Annotated in this window: 17 protein-coding genes, 2 tRNA genes, 1 rRNA gene and 1 riboswitch; of the genes, 2 read left to right on the top strand and 18 right to left on the bottom strand. The window is 42.6% G+C overall.

Going from position 1 to position 18,871, the window contains the following annotated elements:
• The 9 genes from G596_RS0117770 to tsaE all read right to left on the bottom strand — a co-directional run.
• A 16S ribosomal RNA gene (locus G596_RS0117770) occupies positions 1–213 on the bottom strand; the annotation flags it as partial.
• A gap of 192 nt (positions 214–405) precedes the next feature.
• A tRNA-Ser gene (locus G596_RS0117765) sits at positions 406–494 on the bottom strand.
• Between the two features lie 38 nt (positions 495–532).
• Positions 533–618, bottom strand: a tRNA-Ser gene (locus tag G596_RS0117760).
• Positions 619–787: 169 nt separating this feature from the next.
• Positions 788–1,504, bottom strand: coding sequence for a 2-C-methyl-D-erythritol 4-phosphate cytidylyltransferase (gene ispD / locus G596_RS0117755; RefSeq protein ID WP_022763170.1), 717 nt, complete (start codon positions 1,502–1,504; stop codon positions 788–790).
• Between the two features lie 33 nt (positions 1,505–1,537).
• Positions 1,538–2,623: a tRNA (adenosine(37)-N6)-threonylcarbamoyltransferase complex transferase subunit TsaD gene (gene tsaD, locus G596_RS0117750; protein WP_044929072.1), complete on the bottom strand. Its 1,086-nt coding sequence runs from the start codon at positions 2,621–2,623 to the stop codon at positions 1,538–1,540.
• A 63-nt stretch (positions 2,624–2,686) separates the two neighbouring features.
• The gene (locus tag G596_RS0117745) at positions 2,687–3,277 is read right to left on the bottom strand and encodes a DUF6715 family protein (RefSeq protein WP_022763168.1); all 591 of its coding nucleotides are present in this window, start codon (positions 3,275–3,277) and stop codon (positions 2,687–2,689) included.
• A gap of 27 nt (positions 3,278–3,304) precedes the next feature.
• On the bottom strand, positions 3,305–4,234 hold the full coding sequence (locus G596_RS0117740) for a ribonuclease Z (RefSeq protein ID WP_022763167.1): 930 nt from the start codon (positions 4,232–4,234) through the stop codon (positions 3,305–3,307).
• The gene (gene tsaB, locus G596_RS25360) at positions 4,227–5,471 is read right to left on the bottom strand and encodes a tRNA (adenosine(37)-N6)-threonylcarbamoyltransferase complex dimerization subunit type 1 TsaB (RefSeq protein WP_022763166.1); all 1,245 of its coding nucleotides are present in this window, start codon (positions 5,469–5,471) and stop codon (positions 4,227–4,229) included. The genes G596_RS0117740 and tsaB overlap by 8 nt, the downstream gene beginning before the upstream one ends.
• 3 nt (positions 5,472–5,474) lie before the next feature.
• Positions 5,475–5,915, bottom strand: coding sequence for a tRNA (adenosine(37)-N6)-threonylcarbamoyltransferase complex ATPase subunit type 1 TsaE (gene tsaE / locus G596_RS0117730; RefSeq protein WP_022763165.1), 441 nt, complete (start codon positions 5,913–5,915; stop codon positions 5,475–5,477).
• Between the two features lie 94 nt (positions 5,916–6,009).
• Positions 6,010–6,139: riboswitch (FMN riboswitch) on the top strand.
• A gap of 76 nt (positions 6,140–6,215) precedes the next feature.
• On the opposite strand from tsaE, the gene G596_RS22800 reads away from it, so the two are divergent.
• On the top strand, positions 6,216–6,983 hold the full coding sequence (locus G596_RS22800; RefSeq protein ID WP_022763164.1) for an ECF transporter S component: 768 nt from the start codon (positions 6,216–6,218) through the stop codon (positions 6,981–6,983).
• A gap of 137 nt (positions 6,984–7,120) precedes the next feature.
• Positions 7,121–8,197, top strand: coding sequence for an HD-GYP domain-containing protein (locus G596_RS0117720; RefSeq protein WP_022763163.1), 1,077 nt, complete (start codon positions 7,121–7,123; stop codon positions 8,195–8,197).
• A gap of 54 nt (positions 8,198–8,251) precedes the next feature.
• On the opposite strand, the gene G596_RS0117715 is transcribed toward G596_RS0117720, so the two are convergent.
• From G596_RS0117715 to G596_RS22790, 9 genes are all read right to left on the bottom strand, one after another.
• Positions 8,252–9,544: a UDP-N-acetylglucosamine 1-carboxyvinyltransferase gene (locus G596_RS0117715; protein WP_026498262.1), complete on the bottom strand. Its 1,293-nt coding sequence runs from the start codon at positions 9,542–9,544 to the stop codon at positions 8,252–8,254.
• A gap of 111 nt (positions 9,545–9,655) precedes the next feature.
• Positions 9,656–11,233, bottom strand: coding sequence for a M23 family metallopeptidase (locus G596_RS0117710; protein ID WP_022763161.1), 1,578 nt, complete (start codon positions 11,231–11,233; stop codon positions 9,656–9,658).
• Between the two features lie 3 nt (positions 11,234–11,236).
• Positions 11,237–11,812, bottom strand: coding sequence for a hypothetical protein (locus G596_RS0117705; RefSeq protein ID WP_022763160.1), 576 nt, complete (start codon positions 11,810–11,812; stop codon positions 11,237–11,239).
• A 335-nt stretch (positions 11,813–12,147) separates the two neighbouring features.
• Complete coding sequence (locus G596_RS0117700; RefSeq protein WP_022763159.1) at positions 12,148–12,783, bottom strand: GTP pyrophosphokinase; 636 nt, start codon at positions 12,781–12,783, stop codon at positions 12,148–12,150.
• Between the two features lie 25 nt (positions 12,784–12,808).
• A complete protein-coding gene (locus G596_RS0117695) occupies positions 12,809–13,738 on the bottom strand; it encodes a glycosyltransferase family 2 protein (RefSeq protein ID WP_022763158.1) in 930 nt (309 codons plus the stop codon).
• A 71-nt stretch (positions 13,739–13,809) separates the two neighbouring features.
• Positions 13,810–14,901: an LCP family protein gene (locus G596_RS22795; protein WP_044929064.1), complete on the bottom strand. Its 1,092-nt coding sequence runs from the start codon at positions 14,899–14,901 to the stop codon at positions 13,810–13,812.
• Between the two features lie 79 nt (positions 14,902–14,980).
• On the bottom strand, positions 14,981–16,384 hold the full coding sequence (locus tag G596_RS0117685; protein ID WP_022763157.1) for an undecaprenyl-phosphate glucose phosphotransferase: 1,404 nt from the start codon (positions 16,382–16,384) through the stop codon (positions 14,981–14,983).
• 63 nt (positions 16,385–16,447) lie between these two features.
• The gene (locus tag G596_RS0117680; protein WP_022763156.1) at positions 16,448–17,434 is read right to left on the bottom strand and encodes a glycosyltransferase family 2 protein; all 987 of its coding nucleotides are present in this window, start codon (positions 17,432–17,434) and stop codon (positions 16,448–16,450) included.
• 21 nt (positions 17,435–17,455) lie between these two features.
• The gene (locus tag G596_RS22790; RefSeq protein WP_081646798.1) at positions 17,456–18,838 is read right to left on the bottom strand and encodes a glycosyltransferase; all 1,383 of its coding nucleotides are present in this window, start codon (positions 18,836–18,838) and stop codon (positions 17,456–17,458) included.
• Positions 18,839–18,871: the final 33 nt, after the last annotated feature.

The raw sequence follows: 18,871 nt of genomic DNA, 5'->3' as shown, positions 1-18,871 counted from the left end.
CATGCGATACCGTGCGCTTATGCGGTATTAACAGTCGTTTCCAACTGTTATCCCCCAGTACGAGGCAGGTTGCCCACGCGTTACTCACCCGTCCGCCACTAAGATTTAACAAGCTTTGACCGAAGTCTCTGCAGCGTCAAATCTCCGTTCGACTTGCATGTGTTAGGCACGCCGCCAGCGTTCATCCTGAGCCAGGATCGAACTCTCACGTTTAAATCTATTACTTAAACCCTTTTGGGTCTCAGCAATCAAGTTCTCTCTGGCCAGAACATTGCTTGGCTTTGTTCTGTCCGTTTTTACCTAAGTTAGGTTGTTTTGTTCTCTGAATAATCTTTTTTGGAATTTTCAGGGTTGCATTACTATTTTATTGTCAAAGTGCATCTCATCGATGTTGCTGATGAGGAACGCAGAAGGAGGGATTTGAACCCTCGCGCCGCTGTTAACGACCTGCACCCTTTCCAGGGGTGTCTCTTCAACCTCTTGAGTACTTCTGCAAAAGTGTTGACTTATATGTTCACTCTTCAATTTTGAACGGAGCGAGAGGGATTCGAACCCTCGTGGCGTTGCCGCCAAACGGTTTTCAAGACCGCCTCGTTATGACCGCTTCGATATCGCTCCATTTATTATTTATCTCGCTGTTTACAAGCCTTATCGCAACAGCGCGAAATTTATTATATCCATATGGGTAGGGGTTGTCAATACGAATTTGATTATTTTTTTATAAATTTTGATCTTTTTTCAAAAACCCAGAAAGCATGCGGCTTTGAGCACTCTCGGCACAGTGTTTTCAGCTCTGATTTTTCATTTCTATTATGGATTCTGCGAGAGCAATGTCTCCGGGAGTTGTAATTTTGATATTATCATACGACCCTTCAACAAGTTTGACCTTCCGGTTTCCAAGGGTCTCCATAACCATAGCATCATCGGTGATATTTATTCCCTTTTGAATGAGTTCCTCTTCGCGCCTTGCAAGTTCCTCATATAGTTCAAGGATTTCGGGATACAGAAAGACCTGAGGTGTCTGGATCATCCAGGTTTTGTCCCTGTCCACAGTAGTTTTTGCAAAGCCGTTCTCATCTGCAAGCTTAATCGTATCCTTTACAGGCATACCTACAACGCAGGCTCCGTACTCCTTTACTGCGTTCATCGCTCTTTCAAGGATGTCATCGTCGATAAAAGGTCTTGCCCCGTCATGAATAAAAACAGCCTCTGTATCTTCAGAGGCCGCTTCAAGTCCAAGTCTTACACTGTGGTATCTCGTGCTTCCGCCCGCTACCACGGCTCTTATCTTGGAAAATCCTGCCGGCTCGATTATCTCTTCCTTTATGTGCTCTATATCCGCTTCGGGGAGCACCAGGATAATATCGTCTATAAAGCTTTTTTCAAATGCTTCAAGAGCATACAAAAGCAAGGGTTTTCCCTTTATTTCCATGTACTGCTTTCTTACATCGCTTTTCATTCTGCTGCCGCTTCCCGCAGCAAGGACTATCGCTGTTATTTTCATAATATATTCCCACCGCATAAACTATTCTTCACTTCATGATTTTCCGTGATATCTTCTTTCCCTGTTTCCAAGCGGAAGATTGGGTACGGCATTGAGATCCATGCCGCTCCTTACACCTTTGAGGTACTCGTAGTAACCAGCCGAGCCTATCATAGCTGCATTATCGGTACACAGAGTCGGTGATGGCCTATAGAAAGAATACCCGCGCTTTTCACATTCTTCCTCAAGTCTCTTTCTGAGGGAAGTATTTGAAGCAACGCCTCCGGCAATTGCAATCTTTTTGCATCCATATTCTGCCGCAGCTTCCATGGTATGCTCCGTGAGGACGTCAACAACTGCCTTCTGAAAAGATGCGGCGACATCGTTTCTGTTGACCTCTTCTCCCTTCATCTCTGCCTGATTAAGGTAATTCAAAACTGCAGACTTAAGTCCGCTGAAGCTGAAATCATAGGATTTTTCTGTGGTCTTTGCCCTGGGGAATGCAATGGCATCTGGATTTCCTTCCCTCGCCGCAGCGTCAACCTTCGGGCCTCCGGGGTATCCGAGTCCTATCGCCCTGGCAACTTTATCAAAGGCTTCTCCAGCAGCATCATCCCTTGTCTGACCGATGATATCATACTCGCCATAATCCTTCACATAGACAAGATGCGAGTGACCTCCGGATGCCACAAGGCACATGAAAGGCGGCTCCAAGGTCTTATCTTCTATATAATTCGCGCAGATGTGTCCTTCTATATGATGTACTCCGACAAGCGGTTTTCCTGTCACAAAGCTGAGAGCCTTGGCTTCGGATACTCCCACAAGAAGTGCACCTACAAGCCCGGGGCCGTATGTCACCGCGATAACATCTATATCTTCCAGTGTAAGCTTTGCCTCACTTAAGGCAGCTTTAACACATCCGTTTATTTTCTCGACATGCTTCCTTGAGGCAATCTCAGGAACCACGCCGCCGTAAACGGTATGTAACGCAATCTGCGAAGATATAATATTGGACAGAACCTCTCTGCCGTTTCTCACAACAGCCGCTGCCGTTTCGTCGCAGCTGCTCTCAATGGCAAGAATAGTGATATCCTTGTCTGTTGACTCCGCAGCCTTCTCATCTTCATTTTTAATTGACATAAAGATTACGCCGTCCTCTTCGGTACGGCGCATGATCTTTTCAGAATTCATATTATCCATAATTTACTGTTCCGTGTCCGTCGCTTCTGATACTGTCCAGCCCATGATTTTCCAAAGTCCGTTTGAATCCTTGCGCAGGACAAATAAATAATTGTATGGTGTTGTGTGTGTGCCGGTTCTAATGTGAAACTTGGCTACGACGTTAGCAATTTCTTCGCCGTTATCTCTCTTCTCCTGAAGGTCTGAAGTAAGGACCTCATATTTGGGAATAGAACAATCATCCTTCTTTTTCTGTTCCACTTCGCTCTTTAGCCCCGAAGGCCAGCTCTGCTGAGCCTGCAAAAATTCAGAGTCAAAGATTCCCGAAAGAACCGAGGCCATTTTCTCAAACTCCTCATCCGTATAGCTCTCTTTGTACAGAACCTTCATGGTGTGTGCATAGAGATCCACTACTGTTGGCGGAGTCTTCGGATAGCTCTTGGATAAATCTATAGTAGTGATCTTTTGAACCTCGGTGAGTTCCAGTTCTTCAGTCGTGGTATTAGTTCCTTTTCTGTTTCTGGTCAATATCACAAAAACAGATACCACTATGAGAGCAGCAAGAACCATTATAACAATTGCTTTAATAATGCCGTTTTTAGTAGACTCGTCCATAGTGCCTCCTCATAAAAAAGCAAAAATCTATTCGTTGTCTTCTTCAAACCGTAGCGTAGTAGTTCTGCCATCCTTTGCCGCAACCGTTTTTGAAAAAATCTCCTTCGCCTTCGGAAGGTATTCCTTGGGGTTAACCAGTGATGGGCTGTAATGTGTAAGCCACATTTCCTTAACCTGCGCTTTTTTTGCAAGTTCAGCCGCTTCGTACATGGTCATATGCCTGTTTTCCTTGGCCTTTTGCAGCTTATCGGGCTCTCCGTACATGCCCTCGCATATGAAAAGATCGGAATTCATCGCTTTTTCCACTATGCCCGGTGTAGGTCTTGAATCCGTAACATAGGTCAGATGTATTCCTTTTCTCGCTTCTCCGAGCACCATATCAGGCGTAAAGGTCCGGCCATCCTCAGCCTGAATAATCTCACCCTTCTGGAGCGGATTCCAATATTTCTGCGGAATATCATTAGCCCTGGCCGCTTCAACATTGAATCGTCCAATTCGTTCAAGCTCCATGGAGTATCCGTAGCAGGTGATATTGTGATTAACTTTAAAGGCTTTAATCTTAAATTCCGACATCCCCGGAAGTGTCAGTTCATCATTTATATCGGTAATCTCGTGATATTCTATAGGAAAAGGGAGTTCCGGAGCGATTGTTCTTAAAGCCTTAACCACTCGCTCAAGTCCTTTGGGTCCTACCATGAGAAGGGGCTCTGTTCTCTCCGCATTTCCCATGGTCAGAAGCATCCCGGGAAGTCCCGATATGTGATCCGCATGATAATGAGTAAAGCAGATCATATCAATCGGCTTTGGGCTCCAGCCGCTTTTTTTCAAAGCTATCTGCGTGCCCTCGCCGCAATCTATCAATATACATTTTCCGTTATATCGCACCATAAGTGCAGTAAGGTATCTGTTGGGCAGCGGCATCATTCCGCCTGTTCCAAGTAGACATACATCAATCATTCGTATTATTTCTCTTCCAATAAATTATTGCATCATCCTTAGGGCTCTCGTAAAAGCCGGGCCTTGTTCCTTCATTAACAAATCCCAGTTTTTCATAGAGTCCTCTCGCCGCCTTGTTTTCGCCGCGTACTTCCAATGTAAAGCTCTCGCAGCCAATCGCTTTTCCGCGAAGGAGGAGCTTGGACAGCATTTCAAAAGCTATTCCCTTTCCTCTGCTGCTCTCGGAAACCGATACATTGGTTACTTCACCCTCGCCGGAAATGTTGCGAACTCCGCAAAGGCCAGCCACCTCTCCTGATACTTCAGCGACAAGGTAAACCGTATCATCGCGGGTAGCAGCTTCAAGAAGTTGTTTTTCGGTCCAGGCCTCTGCACCAAGGCAAGCCTTTTCGATTTCAGCAGCAGCTGTAATATCCTCAGCTTTTAGATCTCTTATATATATAGGTCTGGCTATCCCGGATTTTCTGCCGTTTTTTCCGGAATCGGCCTTGGTCTCTTTTTTTCCTGCTGCTTTCTCCGCAGCCTCACGCTCCGCCTGTGATGCTCTCAAATACTCGGGTGAAAAACTGTCGGCATCCACCGTCTTCCCTTCTCTTAAGTATATTGTAGCAAGCGCAGCCAAAGCGGACGCCCTCTGCCTGTTCATATGGGCAGGTGCAAGAATGTAATTTACCTTGAGCAGCTCTTCAAGCTTATCTCTGTATACCGGGATTCCGTCGCCGAGAAGTATAACTGTTTTTCCTATATTATTGAGCTCCTCGGCAATATCATTTATCGACATTGCTGACTGAGCTTTTATCGTCTTCATAGAGAAAAAGATTTCCCGATGTTTCTCGTTTTCTTTTTCCGGAACAAATGTATAAACTCCGGTATATACCTGGTTACGCCTTGCATCCATCATGGGGCAGATCACATATTCACTGCCATAAAACTGATACGCCATCGCATCCAGCGTAGGTACTGCAACCATTGGCTTATTCATCGCTAGGCACAGGCCTTTTGCGGTAGCACATCCGATTCGAAGTCCCGTAAAAGATCCTGGTCCTGCCGAAACCGCAACTGCATCTATCGTATTAAAATCCAGTGATATTCTGTTTTTTATCTGTTCCATCATCGGGAGTAAAAGTTCGGAATGCGTGATTTTGTGCTGAATAGAAAACTCAGACAGCAGTCTGTCGTCCTCTGTAACGGCAACCGTGCAAACGAGTCCCGATGTATCCAGTGCCAATATTTTCATCTTTTATCTGTTATCTATCGTATCCAGCGTTATGCGGCGATAGTCCGTTCCTTTCTTAAGGTCTTTCTCTATGCGGATTTCCATATATTTTTCCGGAAGTATTTCTTCTATAAGATTGGCCCATTCTATAAAGCATAGTCCCTGTCCGTAAAAGTAGTCCTCGTAGCCTATTTCATCCATCTCACTGACGTCACCGATTCTGTATACATCAAAATGGTAAAAGGGAATTCTTCCCTCGTCATACACCTGAAGGATTGTGAAAGTAGGACTGTTAACCGGTCCCTCTATTCCTAAACCGGCCGCAACTCCCTGTGTTAATACGGTTTTACCCACGCCAAGATCCCCGATCAGGGTATAAACTGATCCGGGTTCAGCGGTCTCTCCTATACGCTTTCCGAATGCGAAGGTCTCCTCCGCGGAATATGTTTCTAAAATTGTACTCATATAATCAGAATATTCCAGCGTCACAAAAAAAGCAAGTCACAGCAAAAAAGGTATTGACGACAGTTTTAGCTGTTATATAATGATTCTTGATAAAAATAATCTTCGGGGCAGGGTGTAATTCCCTACCGGCGGTGACTGATTTTCAGAAGTCCGCGAACCGCTACGGCGGCCGATTTGGTGAAATTCCAAAACCGACAGTATAGTCTGGATGATAGAAGATGGCGTTTTTTATTTTCAAAACATCAAATCGCACATTATCTAGTCATTATCCTCCCCGATAAAATCAGGAGGAAAAACACCATGAACAACAACTTATTTACTTCCGTAATGGAAAACACGATGATTGTAGCAGTCTTTATACTGCTGATTGTGGCTATGTTTGTCGCTGCCAGAATTGCAGAGACCTACGTTGCAAAGAAGAACGGGGACGTAAATCCGGGGATGACCACAAGAAAAATGGTTATAATCGGCATATTCTCAGCAATATCTGCTGTTCTTATGCTTTTTGAGATTCCGATGCCATTCGCACCGAGTTTTTACAAGCTTGATCTTTCAGATTTACCCGCAGTAATCGGCGGATTTGCATTTGGTCCCATGACCGGAGTTATGATTGAGTTTATTAAGATCCTTCTTAATCTTATTCTTAACGGAACTCAGACAGCTTTCATCGGAGAGCTTGCAAACTTTATCGTTGGATGCAGCTATGTACTTCCCGCTTCCATCATTTATATTTTCAAGAAGAACCGTCAGATTGCCATGATCTCCTGCCTTACAGCAACCATGATCATCACTCTCGTCGGAAGCTCACTCAACGCATTCTATCTGCTTCCTGCTTTTGCAAAGCTTTACGGAATGCCATTGGATGCTCTTATCGGAATGGGGACAGCAATCAATCCCGCAATAAACAATATGTTTACCTTCATCCTTTTTGCTGTAGCTCCCATCAATCTCTTAAAGGGTTCCGTAATCAGTGGGATCACTCTTCTTGTATACAAGAAGCTCAGCCCTGTGATCAAAAACGCTTCTCTTACAGCATCCGAAAAGCGTGCTGCTGAATCGGAAATCTAAATAGAATATATTTTTATATATTGTTTATCATTTTTTTATAGCATGAAAATAGCGCCTTTATTGACTTTTAGCCATGTGAACCATAAGATTAATTTGTATCTTTGTTCACTAAAAAATGTCAATGAGGCGCTTTCTTGATGAAACGGTTGATTACTAAAAAACTAGTTCCCGGCATGGTTTTGTCGGACAACGTATACGCACATGATAACAACCAGCTTGTATTGCCCAAGGGAACTGTTTTGGATAATCAGGCTATAACAAAGCTGTCCTTCTATTCTATTTTGAACGTTCTGGTGGAAGATCCTCCGGAAAACCTTATGCCGGCTAATGACAACAAGGAATCCTATGCCTCGAGGCTTCGTCAGACTGCAGAATTCAAGGAGTTCAAGAGAGATTTTGAGAACTGTGCGTCCAAATTTAAAGCCGGTATTGAAGTCCTCATAAACGATAAAGAGCACTTTGATGTGGACTCCATGATATCGCCCATATATGATCTCGTCCACAAGGGAAACAGTTCCTCTAATCTTTTTGATATGCTGCATAGCCTGCGATCTTATGATGATGCCACTTATGTTCACTGCATTAGTGTTGCTATGATATGCAATATCCTGGGGCAATGGCTTAAGATGAGCGATGACGATATTCTGATTCTCACTGAAGCAGGACTACTTCATGATATTGGTAAGCTCCTTATTCCCAACGAAATCATTACCAAGCCCGCAGATCTTACTACAGCTGAGTATACCGTAGTGCAGACGCATCCGGCCCAGGGTTATGTTATTTTAACTGACCTCAATCTTAGCGACCATGTAAAAAATGCAGCCCTCATGCACCACGAGCGCTGCGACGGAACCGGTTATCCCGCTCATCTCAAGGGTCCTCAGATTGATTTCTTTGCAAAATGTGTATCAATAGCTGATGTATATGATGCGATGACATCGGCCAGAGTTTACAGAGATCCTCTGTGTCCTTTCATCGCAATCGAAATGTTTGAATCTGAAGGTCTGCAGAAATATGATACAAATGCCATTATGACCTTCCTGCAGAATATAGTTAACACCTATCTTCTTAACAGGGTACGTTTAAATGACGGCCGTGAAGGCGAGATAATCTTTATAAACAGAGATCACCTATCAAGACCGACTATCAAAATTGATGAAGAATATCTTGATCTGACGATGCATCCCGAGCTATACATCGAAGAAATATTATAGTATCGATAAAAAACCACCATATGAACTCTCTCGAAAATTCATATGGTGGTTTTATTATGCAAATTTTAATTTGAACTTCTGAAGTTCTCTTTCAGTATCTACCTTCTGTATCTGAGCACCAAGCTCTCTTAACTTTTCATCAAAGTCTTCATAGCCACGCTCTATATATCTTATATCCTCAACAGTGGTAAATCCATCGGCGGTAAGTCCGGCAATTACAAGAGCTGCACCAGCTCGAAGATCAGGAGCCGCTACTTCTGCGCCCGTATACTGATCAACACCCTCTATGATGGCTGTACTGCCTTCTACCTTGATATTAGCTCCCATTCTGGTGAGCTCATCCACATATTTGAATCTGTTCTCAAAAAGCGACTCCGTAACAAGACTGATACCACTTGCAAGACCGAGCACCACGGTTATCTGTGGCTGCATGTCCGTGGGATATCCCGGATAAGGCAGAGTCTTAACATGAGCATTCTTCATACGCTTTGTTGCTACAACTCTTACAGCATCGTCAGATTCAAGCACCTGACATCCCATCTCAATAAGTTTTGCGCTGATAGACTCCAAGTGCTTGGGGATTACATTTTTAATGGTTATATCGCCTTTAGTTGCAGCCGCTGCCATCATAAATGTTCCCGCCTCTATCTGATCGGGAATAATGGTATATTCTGTGCCATGGAGCTTCTCCACACCTCTGACACGAATAATATCTGTACCTGCACCCTTGATATCGGCTCCCATACTGTTCAGGAAGTTGGCAAGGTCAACGACATGAGGTTCCTTGGCTGCATTCTCGATAATAGTCTTACCTTCAGCCATCGAAGCAGCCATCATAATATTGATGGTAGCTCCAACGCTGGCAATATCGAGATAAACGTGATTGGCAACAAGTCTGTCCGCATGGGCACTTATAAGTCCATGATCAATGGATACATTGGCACCAAGGGCATTGAATCCCTTGATATGCTGGTCGATAGGTCTGAGCCCGATATTGCATCCGCCGGGTATTACTACCTGTGCGTCCTTATACTTTCCCAAAAAGGCTCCGAGCATATAGTAGGATGCTCTGATCTTTTTAATAAACTCGTTTTCAATCTTGTATGTGTTGACGTTAGCAGCATTAATAGTCACTGAATGACGGCCGGTTCTGTTAACCATGACACCGATGCTCTCCAGTGCCTGAAGCATTATGTTAGTATCCGCTTCGTCAGGCATATTATCAATATATACGGTCTCATCAGTCATAGAAGCGGCTGCCAGAATCGGAAGCGCTGCATTCTTGGCACCGCCGATTTCAACCTCTCCTACAAGTGGTGTACCACCTTTAATTACATATTTTTCCATAATCTTATTCATTCACGCCTTTGTGAATCACCAAGTTGATAAACTTCTCCCCATAATTTATTAACGGCTTATGTTATACCACAAAATAGCAAATTTGTAAAATCAGGTTCGTCAGTTCAAGTAATTAAGCGGGTTCACCTGCGCTCCGTTTATAAGAATTTCAAAGTGGAGATGTGCTCCGGTACTTACACCTGTATTACCACTAAGCGCAATCTTCTGACCCTGAGAAACACTCTGTCCGGGCTTAACAAGAATCTTGGACAAGTGTCCGTATCTGGTCTCTCTGCCATCAGAATGGCTTATATAAATAACATATCCATAGCCTCTGCCCCATCCTGCTCTGGTTACAACGCCGGCATTTGAAGCCATTACCGCTGTTCCCACAGGAGTAGCCCAGTCTACACCCTTATGGAAGGTGCTGGCACCCTTGGTCGGAGCATTTCTTCTTCCGAATCCGGATGACTGTCTTCCACCCGAGATAGGTTTAATATATGTAGGAGGCACAATAGTTCCGCGCTCAACAATCTTGGGAACCGCCTCGTAGGTAACCTCTTCCTTCTGAATATCACGTCCCGTCTCGGAATTATTAACATAAGATATCTTTGCTACCACCTTGCGGTGACCTGCCGAAGGCTCCTGAACCACCTCAGTTCTTGTCGTATACCAGGAATCATTATCCCTGTAGATTACATCAGCTTCGTAGTCTTCCTCATAATATTGCTGTGTAGTATATACAACTGAAAGCTCCGGCTCGGGAACGGTTACTATAATCTCATCCCCGGCTCTGATAGTGGAATTCTCACTATCAATTGTCTCATTCATCGCAATAAGATCATCAAGAGGCAGTCCAAAATCCTCAGCGATAGTTCCCAGCGTATCGCCGGTCTTTATCTCGTAAATCTGGTTTGTCTCCTGATCCTTTGTTACCTCATCTATTGCTGTGCTAATATCTTTTATCTCTGAGGACGGCAAATAACTCTCTACCACTTCAACCTTATCTCCGAAATCTATGGACATAAGGCCAAGCTGATAATCCTCAAAGCTCTTTTCTTCTATTAACGGCTTAATCTTTTTGAACACATCGGAAATTGCAAGGTCTATACCTGCCTCCGGGAGTCTTGTCTCCTCTTCCTCTTTTTGTGCCTCCTCAACCGATACTATCTGTGAAGTAAGCACATTCACTTCTCTGGAAGGATCCGTAACAAGATCCACCTTATATTTTCCCTCGGTATCATATTTGCCAAGTGCCTTTGAAAGAAGCGTAAATACATCATCTTTGCTGGCCAGATTGACTGAATACTGATTTATTTTTACTGTATACGAACGCTCAAGAGTGGATAATCTGCTCTTATCAAGAACCTCCACCATTTTGTTTCTTACGGATTTCCTTGAATCCACCTTGCCAAGCAGCACTTCGCTTCCTTTCAGACTAAGCTCTGCGTCCGTCAGGATAAGTTCATCACTACCCGATGAGAGCTGTCTTCTCGCCTCACGAAGGCACTTTTCTGCTGCCTGCTTTGATCCAAGAGTTCCGACCTCAACTCCGTTAAGAAATACTGTGAAAATGTTATCACCTGTATTTTTGATAGGAGAAAAAATAGGTAATATCAAAATAATCCAGACAGCAATCGCAAGAATCTCGCCCTTAAGCATGCCTATACGTATTTTCTTGTGACCTGAAAACTTCATTCTTTAAACCAAACCTACAATTCTTAAGATTAATAATGCAAGATCAGCTATAACAGCCAATAATGTTACAACAACAAGAGGCATAAGCCCTCTATTCTTTGCTCTGTTAGCTCTTTGCATGGAATCAAGCTGTCTTACGAGCACTGTAAACTCACTTCTTATTGATTCCATCTGTTTCTTTAAATCTTCACGTATTTCATCAAGCTGCTTTTTCTGTTCATCTGCCACTGAAGCCTGAACATTCCTGTATATTCTGACGCCAACATCATGCGTTGCCTCATCACTCTTGTCAAATCTGTCAGCAAGACTTTCATTAAGCTCTTTTACGGCACTGCCAAGCTCTTTGGACATTCTATCCGCTTCAATTTTGCCGTTTTTCAAATCATCAAGAACATCTTCTATATTATTCAGTCTGTCTTCAAGTTTTTTAGCATTTTGACGAAGAACGGCTATCTCTTCTTCATACTGCTTATTCTGGCTCTCGATCTGCTCCCTGTGTGCAGCTTCAGCAGCTGTATTGGCTTTAATCATTTCCTGTGCACTGATCTTCCCATCAACTCTTCCCATCATGTTGTCCATGGCTCCTCCCAAATTTGAACAAACTCTTTTAAAATGTCCTCCGACTAAGCGGCTAAATAATAGGTTACATCATTTATGCATTTCGCACAATAATAGTTTTATTATGTCTGATCTTTTGTAGATATTCACCCCAAGTTTAAACTTTATTAATATTTTGTTCATAAATCATTGTTATAATTATACAGAACCAAGGGAACAAGGTTCATTACGAAGCTCTGATAGAAGCTCCGATAGATAGATAAATTTTTTCATAATAGCCCGGGTGCCGAGAGGTGCCTGGGCACTCCTCATTAATGGGCTTATTATTATTTTCCTGATCATGCAGGCATGACCGATCACTTCGGGGGAGTAATAGCCTGAATCTCCTCGTTGAGTGACAGCATCCTGTCATCCAGCTCCGCCACCATTCTGGCACATTCAAAAAGCTGCGCTTTAATATTGGCCGGTGCCTTAGTTTCGAACTTGTATTGTATCTTATGCTCAAGACTTGCCCAAAAGTCCATAGCAACAGTTCTTATCTGAACCTCTACCTTGACCTCAGCAGTATGATCCGAAAGATACACAGGAACTGCTACAATCATGTGATAACTACGATATCCGCTGGTTTTAGGATTCATTATATAATCTTTTATCGTAAGAACCTTGATATCTTTCTGATTACTGATCATATCAGCAATTCTGTAAATATCAGAAGTAAATGAGCAGATAATCCTGATTCCGGCTATATCGTTAATATATTTCATCATATTTTCCAGAGTTGACTCGTAGCCGTGACGCTTCAATTTCTTCACTATACTTTCCGGCGTCTTTATTCTGGATTTAATATGCTCTATAGGATTATATCTGTGAACTTCCTGAAACTCATCATTTAATATCTCAATTTTGGTATTTATCTGCTTAAGCGCAGAGTTATACAGAAGGCTGACCTCCTCCCAGCTTTTTATATCTCCGTCAGATAATCTGGATCCCATAATAATTCCCCCTAAAACATTTCGATTACTTATCCCAATAAGCCTTATTTAACGAGCAGGCTCTTACAAGGCCCTTGGGCAGTCTCTTATATCTTCTTCCCATCCTGTAGCCCACAAATCTGAACCCGCACATTATCACATAATGCGGCACAAGATAAAACTTTCCGATGTGCTCGAAATGTCTGATGGTGTCCCTCACCATCCTTTTTCCTTCAGACTCCGATTTTATACCTGCGAATATTTCAGGATGATCCGTCTGTGACACTCCGAGGTCAAAATTCCGGTGGAACTGCTGCGCACAGGAATAGTTGTGTGAATGTATCACTCCCGCTTCAGGCACATAGCATATTGCATATCCCTGATACATAGCATTACCGGCGTATACCATATCCTCATTGAAAATTGCTTTATGTAAAAAGCCGCCCACCTTATCGAAAACATCTCTTCTGTACATTGCACATACATTAGAGCAGAAAAATGTCTTGATGCCCAGTTTAGGCAGATCCTTGATAGTCTTCTTCATAGCAACGGTCGGATAATTAAACTTTCTGGAATACCGCTCAGCAAGATTGCAATCAGACTTGGGATACTGTCTTGCATATGCCGCAGCAACCTGCGGGTCTTCGAGAGCCTTGACCAGATTGGATATAAGCGAAAGATCTCTTGGCACAGCATCCTGAGTAATCATCAAAAAGAGATCGGCATTAGACATACTGACTCCAAGATTCCTCGTTTCACCATGGTCAAATTCTTTTTTTGAAATATGATGGACCACAATATTATCGTATTTATTTATTGTGTCCATCGCATCTTTTCTTTCAACCAGATAATGCTTCTCTGTATTTACAATGATGATCTTTTCCGGTCTGTACGCCTGCTTCTCAAGCTCATCAATAAGCATCGAAAGCTCTGCTCCCGGTTTATAGGTTGGAATAATTACATCTACTGTCTGCATCTGTACCCTTTTTTTTATCACAAAGAAAAATTAAGCCCCGGCTGATACCGGGGCCACGTTTCTTAAGTCGTTTATCTGTCGATATACTCATCTGTATCAGCAGCGATTTTCTGACTATACTCTTGTACGCTCGGTGATACTTCATATTCAGTATCATCGAATAAAAATTCATGAAGCCACTTTACATTTGAAGCAAGGTCTTCAGGGACTACGCAACTTCCCTTTTTACCAATTGTGCCTGTTGCTCTCATGCTTGAGGTCGGGAATCCATCACTTGATACTACATTGTAGTTGGTGATATTACCCAAAAGTTTAATAATATCCTGAAGATCCAGAGAAGTATAGGTCTCTCCGAATATCTTGCTGGCTACATTCTCCAGCTCGGGAAGACTGATGGTCTTAGCCTTGGTCAAAATAGCCATAAGGACAGTTCTCTGTCTCTCTGCTCTTCTGAAGTCATCTCCGGCAGTATATCTGATACGGCAATATGCTGTAGCCTGAAGTCCGTTAAGAGTCTGCATTCCTGTCTGTGTAACGGGTGTATATTTAAGGCCCAGCTCCTCTGCCATTGTGGACTGGTAGTTATTGAGGTGAGTAATCTCGTTCTCTTCAATAACAATATCAACTCCGCCAAGCTCATCAATAACATCAGTAAGTCCGCCAAAACCAATAGTAACAAAATCAGTAATATCCATATCAAGATTCATGTTCAACATGGAAATTGCCTGCTGGGGACCGCCCTTCGCATATGCAACATTACACTTGTTGTAAGTATCATTACTCAGGTTAAGATATGTATCACGATAAACCGATGCCAGTCTGATCTCACCATTCTCATTGTTAATTGAAGCGATAATGATGGTATCACTTCTGGTGTTCTTATCAAGATCACCTTCACGTGAATCTACACCGAAGAGTGCCAGATTAGTATATCCGGTCATCTGCTCATTCTCTTCAACTCCGGTATTAACACTCTCAGCAATTACTTCCTCATCAAGGTTTACTTTACCAACCTTGTCAACCTTCATTTTGCCAAATAAGGTCCATACAATAAAAAGAAGTATAAGCAGAACAACAATCTCAACACCAAAAATAATAAGTGCCCGCTTTGTGTTCTTCTTTCTGCCTCTTCTGCCTGAGTTTCCACTCCTGCGATTCGACATATCAAAAATCTCCTTATAATTTATGTTTTCCAATGTCCTATTTTGCCATAAAAACATAAATTATACAAGCAAAAGGTCATCAATAGGCATTCTTATTGATAAACCCATGAAAGATCGTTCCTATCAGAATTCTGACATCAAATTCCATAGTCCAGTTTTCAATATAATAAATATCGTACTCGATTCGCTTTCTAATAGAAGTGTCGCCTCTGTAGCCATTAATCTGTGCCCATCCGGTAAGTCCGGGGCGCACCTGATGCTTAACCATATAGCGGGGGATATCCTGTCTGAACTTCTCAACAAACTGCGGGCGTTCCGGTCTTGGTCCTATCAGCGACATATCGCCAATCAGAATATTAAATAACTGCGGAAGCTCATCGATACTGTGCGATCTCAAAAATCTTCCGATAGGTGTAACCCTTGGATCATCCTTTGTTGTCCAGGCCTTCTTTTCGGATTTCTCAGACTGCATCTCCATGGTTCTGAATTTATACATCATAAATTTCTGACCGTGAAGCCCCACTCTCTCCTGTTTGAAAATTATCGGCCCCGGGCTTGAAAGCTTAACAGCTATAGCAGCTGCCAGCATAACCGGAGAAAAAATAATCATGCCGAAAAGAGCCCCAATAATATCGGTAACTCTCTTAACAAAAACATTAAATCCATTGGTAAGAGGTACATATCTTATATTGATAACAGGAAGTCCAAGGATATCTTCTGTATATGGATTACTTGGGAAAAGACTGGTGTAATCCGGAATAAACTTTGTATGTATTCCTGACTTTTCACAAATATCAACAAGATCCTCAAGTCTGTCATATCTGTCCAGCGGAAGCGTAATTGTTATTTCGTCGTACTCGTTTTCACGAATATAATCCGTAAGTTTGCTGATCTTAGCTATTACCTTTACTCCGTGATAGGTAGTTCCAAGCGGAACTACATCATCAAGTATTCCCGAAACAACATATCCCCACTGCGGATTATTATTTATTCTGCTGATGTAACCTTCAGCGGTTCTGGAATATCCTACAAGCAATATGTGTTTAAGGTTATAACCCTTTCGTCTGAAATATTTAAGGATCCTTCTCAAAAGCACCCTGGAAATACTCATCAGAAACACATTGATAACCGAGAACATCGCGATCATAGTTCTCGAGAAATCCGGTTGATTTATCATGTACAGTACAACGATAAATCCTATAAAACCGATCAAATTGGCCTTTAAGATATTATATAGTTCATGCCTTATCCTTGTCGCACGGCGGGGCATATACAGGTTCACCATATTGTACAGAACCATATATGCAGGCACCAAAAAATAGAGGGCAGTAAAGTATGTCCCCATTGAAAGGTAGCCTCCCTCCGGCTTCGAAATCGGTGATTCGAATTTCAAATAGAAAGCCAGCATATAGGAACAGGCTACAATAATGCCGTCCCCAACGACGTGCAGCATGTTCAGATTTTTCTGGTTGTCTTTTATCATATCTACAATATTTTATAACATTTCATAGTGAAAAACAAAAAGTCTTTGAAATTTTACTACATTTTAACCCACAAATCTACGGACAACGTTAATAAGAAGTTCCAGCTCCAAAACAACATAATTAAGCAGGTTCTTCTTTTTAAACAAGACCTTTCTGTTTTTTCCCTTGGAAATCTTTTTTAATCCTCCCAGAAGTCCCAGAAAATAAGCTTTTCCGAGACCTTTTTTTGAAAAATATATCTGTTTTACGATTATGCCCGCAAGTAAAAGCGGCAGATTTATCAGAATCTGCAGTGCAGGCATATTCTTGTATATCATATAAAGGTTATTAGCGGCTGTAAGTTCTTCCTTGAATTCGTTATGTCTTGATCCGCTTGTTCCACTGCCGGCGTGATACACCACGGCAGTAGGCTCATAAAGATTCTTATAGCCGTATATTCTGGCTCTGTAACCGACATCCACATCCTCAAGATAGCAGAAATGCTCTTCGTCAAAGCCTCCTATCTCTGAAAAAATCGATTTTCTGTAGATGGCAGCTCCAGCACAGGCTGAAGTCACAGCAGCCCTTTTTGCATAGCTGCTGCCGTCCTTATCCCTTCCGGGTGAAAATGCCCAGCCAAGGGCACAGTACAGATCCCCGCTGTCGTCAATGTTATGCGGCTCTTTCATCTGCAACATCTTTGCACCTACAGAGAAAACCTTATCGTTTTTACTGATAGCTGAAAGCAGCCTTTCGGTCATTCTCTCTTCTGCTACAGTATCATTGTTAAGCAGCAGAACATATTCCGTTTCGGAAAGTTCTATTCCGACATTTACCGCATTCGCAAAACCTGTGTTTTCAGATAGCTCATGAATAGTTACATCCGGATAACAGCCGCTGTGTTTTTCCATAGATTTTCTCAGCGTTTTAATACCTTCATCGGTAGAGCCATTGTCCACAACTATTACCGGTGCTGCCATCGTCTGCTTTTTCAGACTCCTAAGGCAGGCATCAAGAAACCTGGCACCATTATAATTGGGTATAACTATTGTCACTTTATTATCTGCCAAAATTCATTCCTCTTATAACGATCAGATTGTTGTCTCGTAATTCGGATCCCAAAGCACTTTATATCCAAGCTGCCTTACAGCCTGTCCGAAACGAATACATTTGTCCCTCAGTTCCTCTTCAGTACCCAGCGAGGTAACATCTATAGCCTTCCCTTCCAGGGTCATATCATAGGGAATTCCGAATATCTGCTTATAAAGATCAAGCAGATCACTTCTTATCCTCATACATCTGATATCTACTGCATCCGTATCCTGCTCAAGAACTGCCAGATGCTGCAGCCCTCCGCTGAAGCCTCTCGGAAGATCCTTATATCTTACTTTTCCGTCTGCGCGGTAATTGCCGCCGATAAGAGTTCCGTTTTTATCCGTGATTCTTCCGCCAATTACTCCGATATCCTTTCTGGCTTCAAGAATGTCATCGTAACTGACACGATAAAACCCAACATGCTTAAGATGCGATACTGTTGCCTTAATTCCGCTGGCCCTCAGAAAGTCTCTTAAGGCCCTGGCACCGGCCTCATAGGCGTACATCTTACTCTGCGGATTACCTGAAGTAGAACCGTCATGGCTTCTCCAATGATAAAGCACTTTGGGAATATGAACTATCTGCTTTTCATAATCAGAGCTCCACATGATTCTTCCTACTGCTCTGAGGAACAGATCATAGTCCTGAGCACCGTCATATTCTCCTCTGAATCTACAGGTATGAATTACATCGGATCTTATTGTAGTAAAATGACAGATGTAATTATTTGACATAAAAAGATCGGGATTAAATTTCTTTTTCCTGTGATAGTCAAAAAACCTGGTCCCGTCAGCATTGCACTTATCCTCATCAGAATAGATAAGTCTCGGATAATTCTTTATCGCAGCTATCGCAACCTCACAAAGAGCATCCTTTGTAATGACATCATCGTGATCAAGCAGCGCCATATAGTCTCCTCTTGACGCATCAAGAGCAGCATTTGAATTTTCAGATATTCCGGCGTTGGACTTAAGGCAAATATGCCTTATTCTGCCATCTACTCCGGAGTAACTCTCGATTATATCGGTTAAAGGATAAATAGCTTTACCCTTTGAGACCACCGGAGCCTCTGCAAGAATAAGCTCCCACTTTCCGTAGGTCTGATTCTTGACGGATTCTATCATCTCTTTAAAGAACTCTCTGTCCGTGTTGTAACAGGGCACAAGAATACTTATTAAAGGAAGCATTCTTGATTTTTCGGCATTATTTAATAAAGCACGATACCACTTCCTCTGTTTCTCAAGTTCCTCCTCAGTGGGCTCTTTATATAAGTAATTCTCATCCCTCTGATTACGGAGTCTCTCCATGGCAGCGACAACCGCACTTCCTACGCCGTTTCTTCTCGCATATGATATTGTCTTTCTAATATTATTGATCATGCTAAGCTAAAGTATTTGATAAGAATAGGGCTG

This window comes from Butyrivibrio sp. AD3002, assembly GCF_000420905.1.
Taxonomy (GTDB): Bacteria; Bacillota; Clostridia; order Lachnospirales; family Lachnospiraceae; genus Butyrivibrio.
This window is presented reverse-complemented; position numbering and strand designations above follow the sequence as displayed.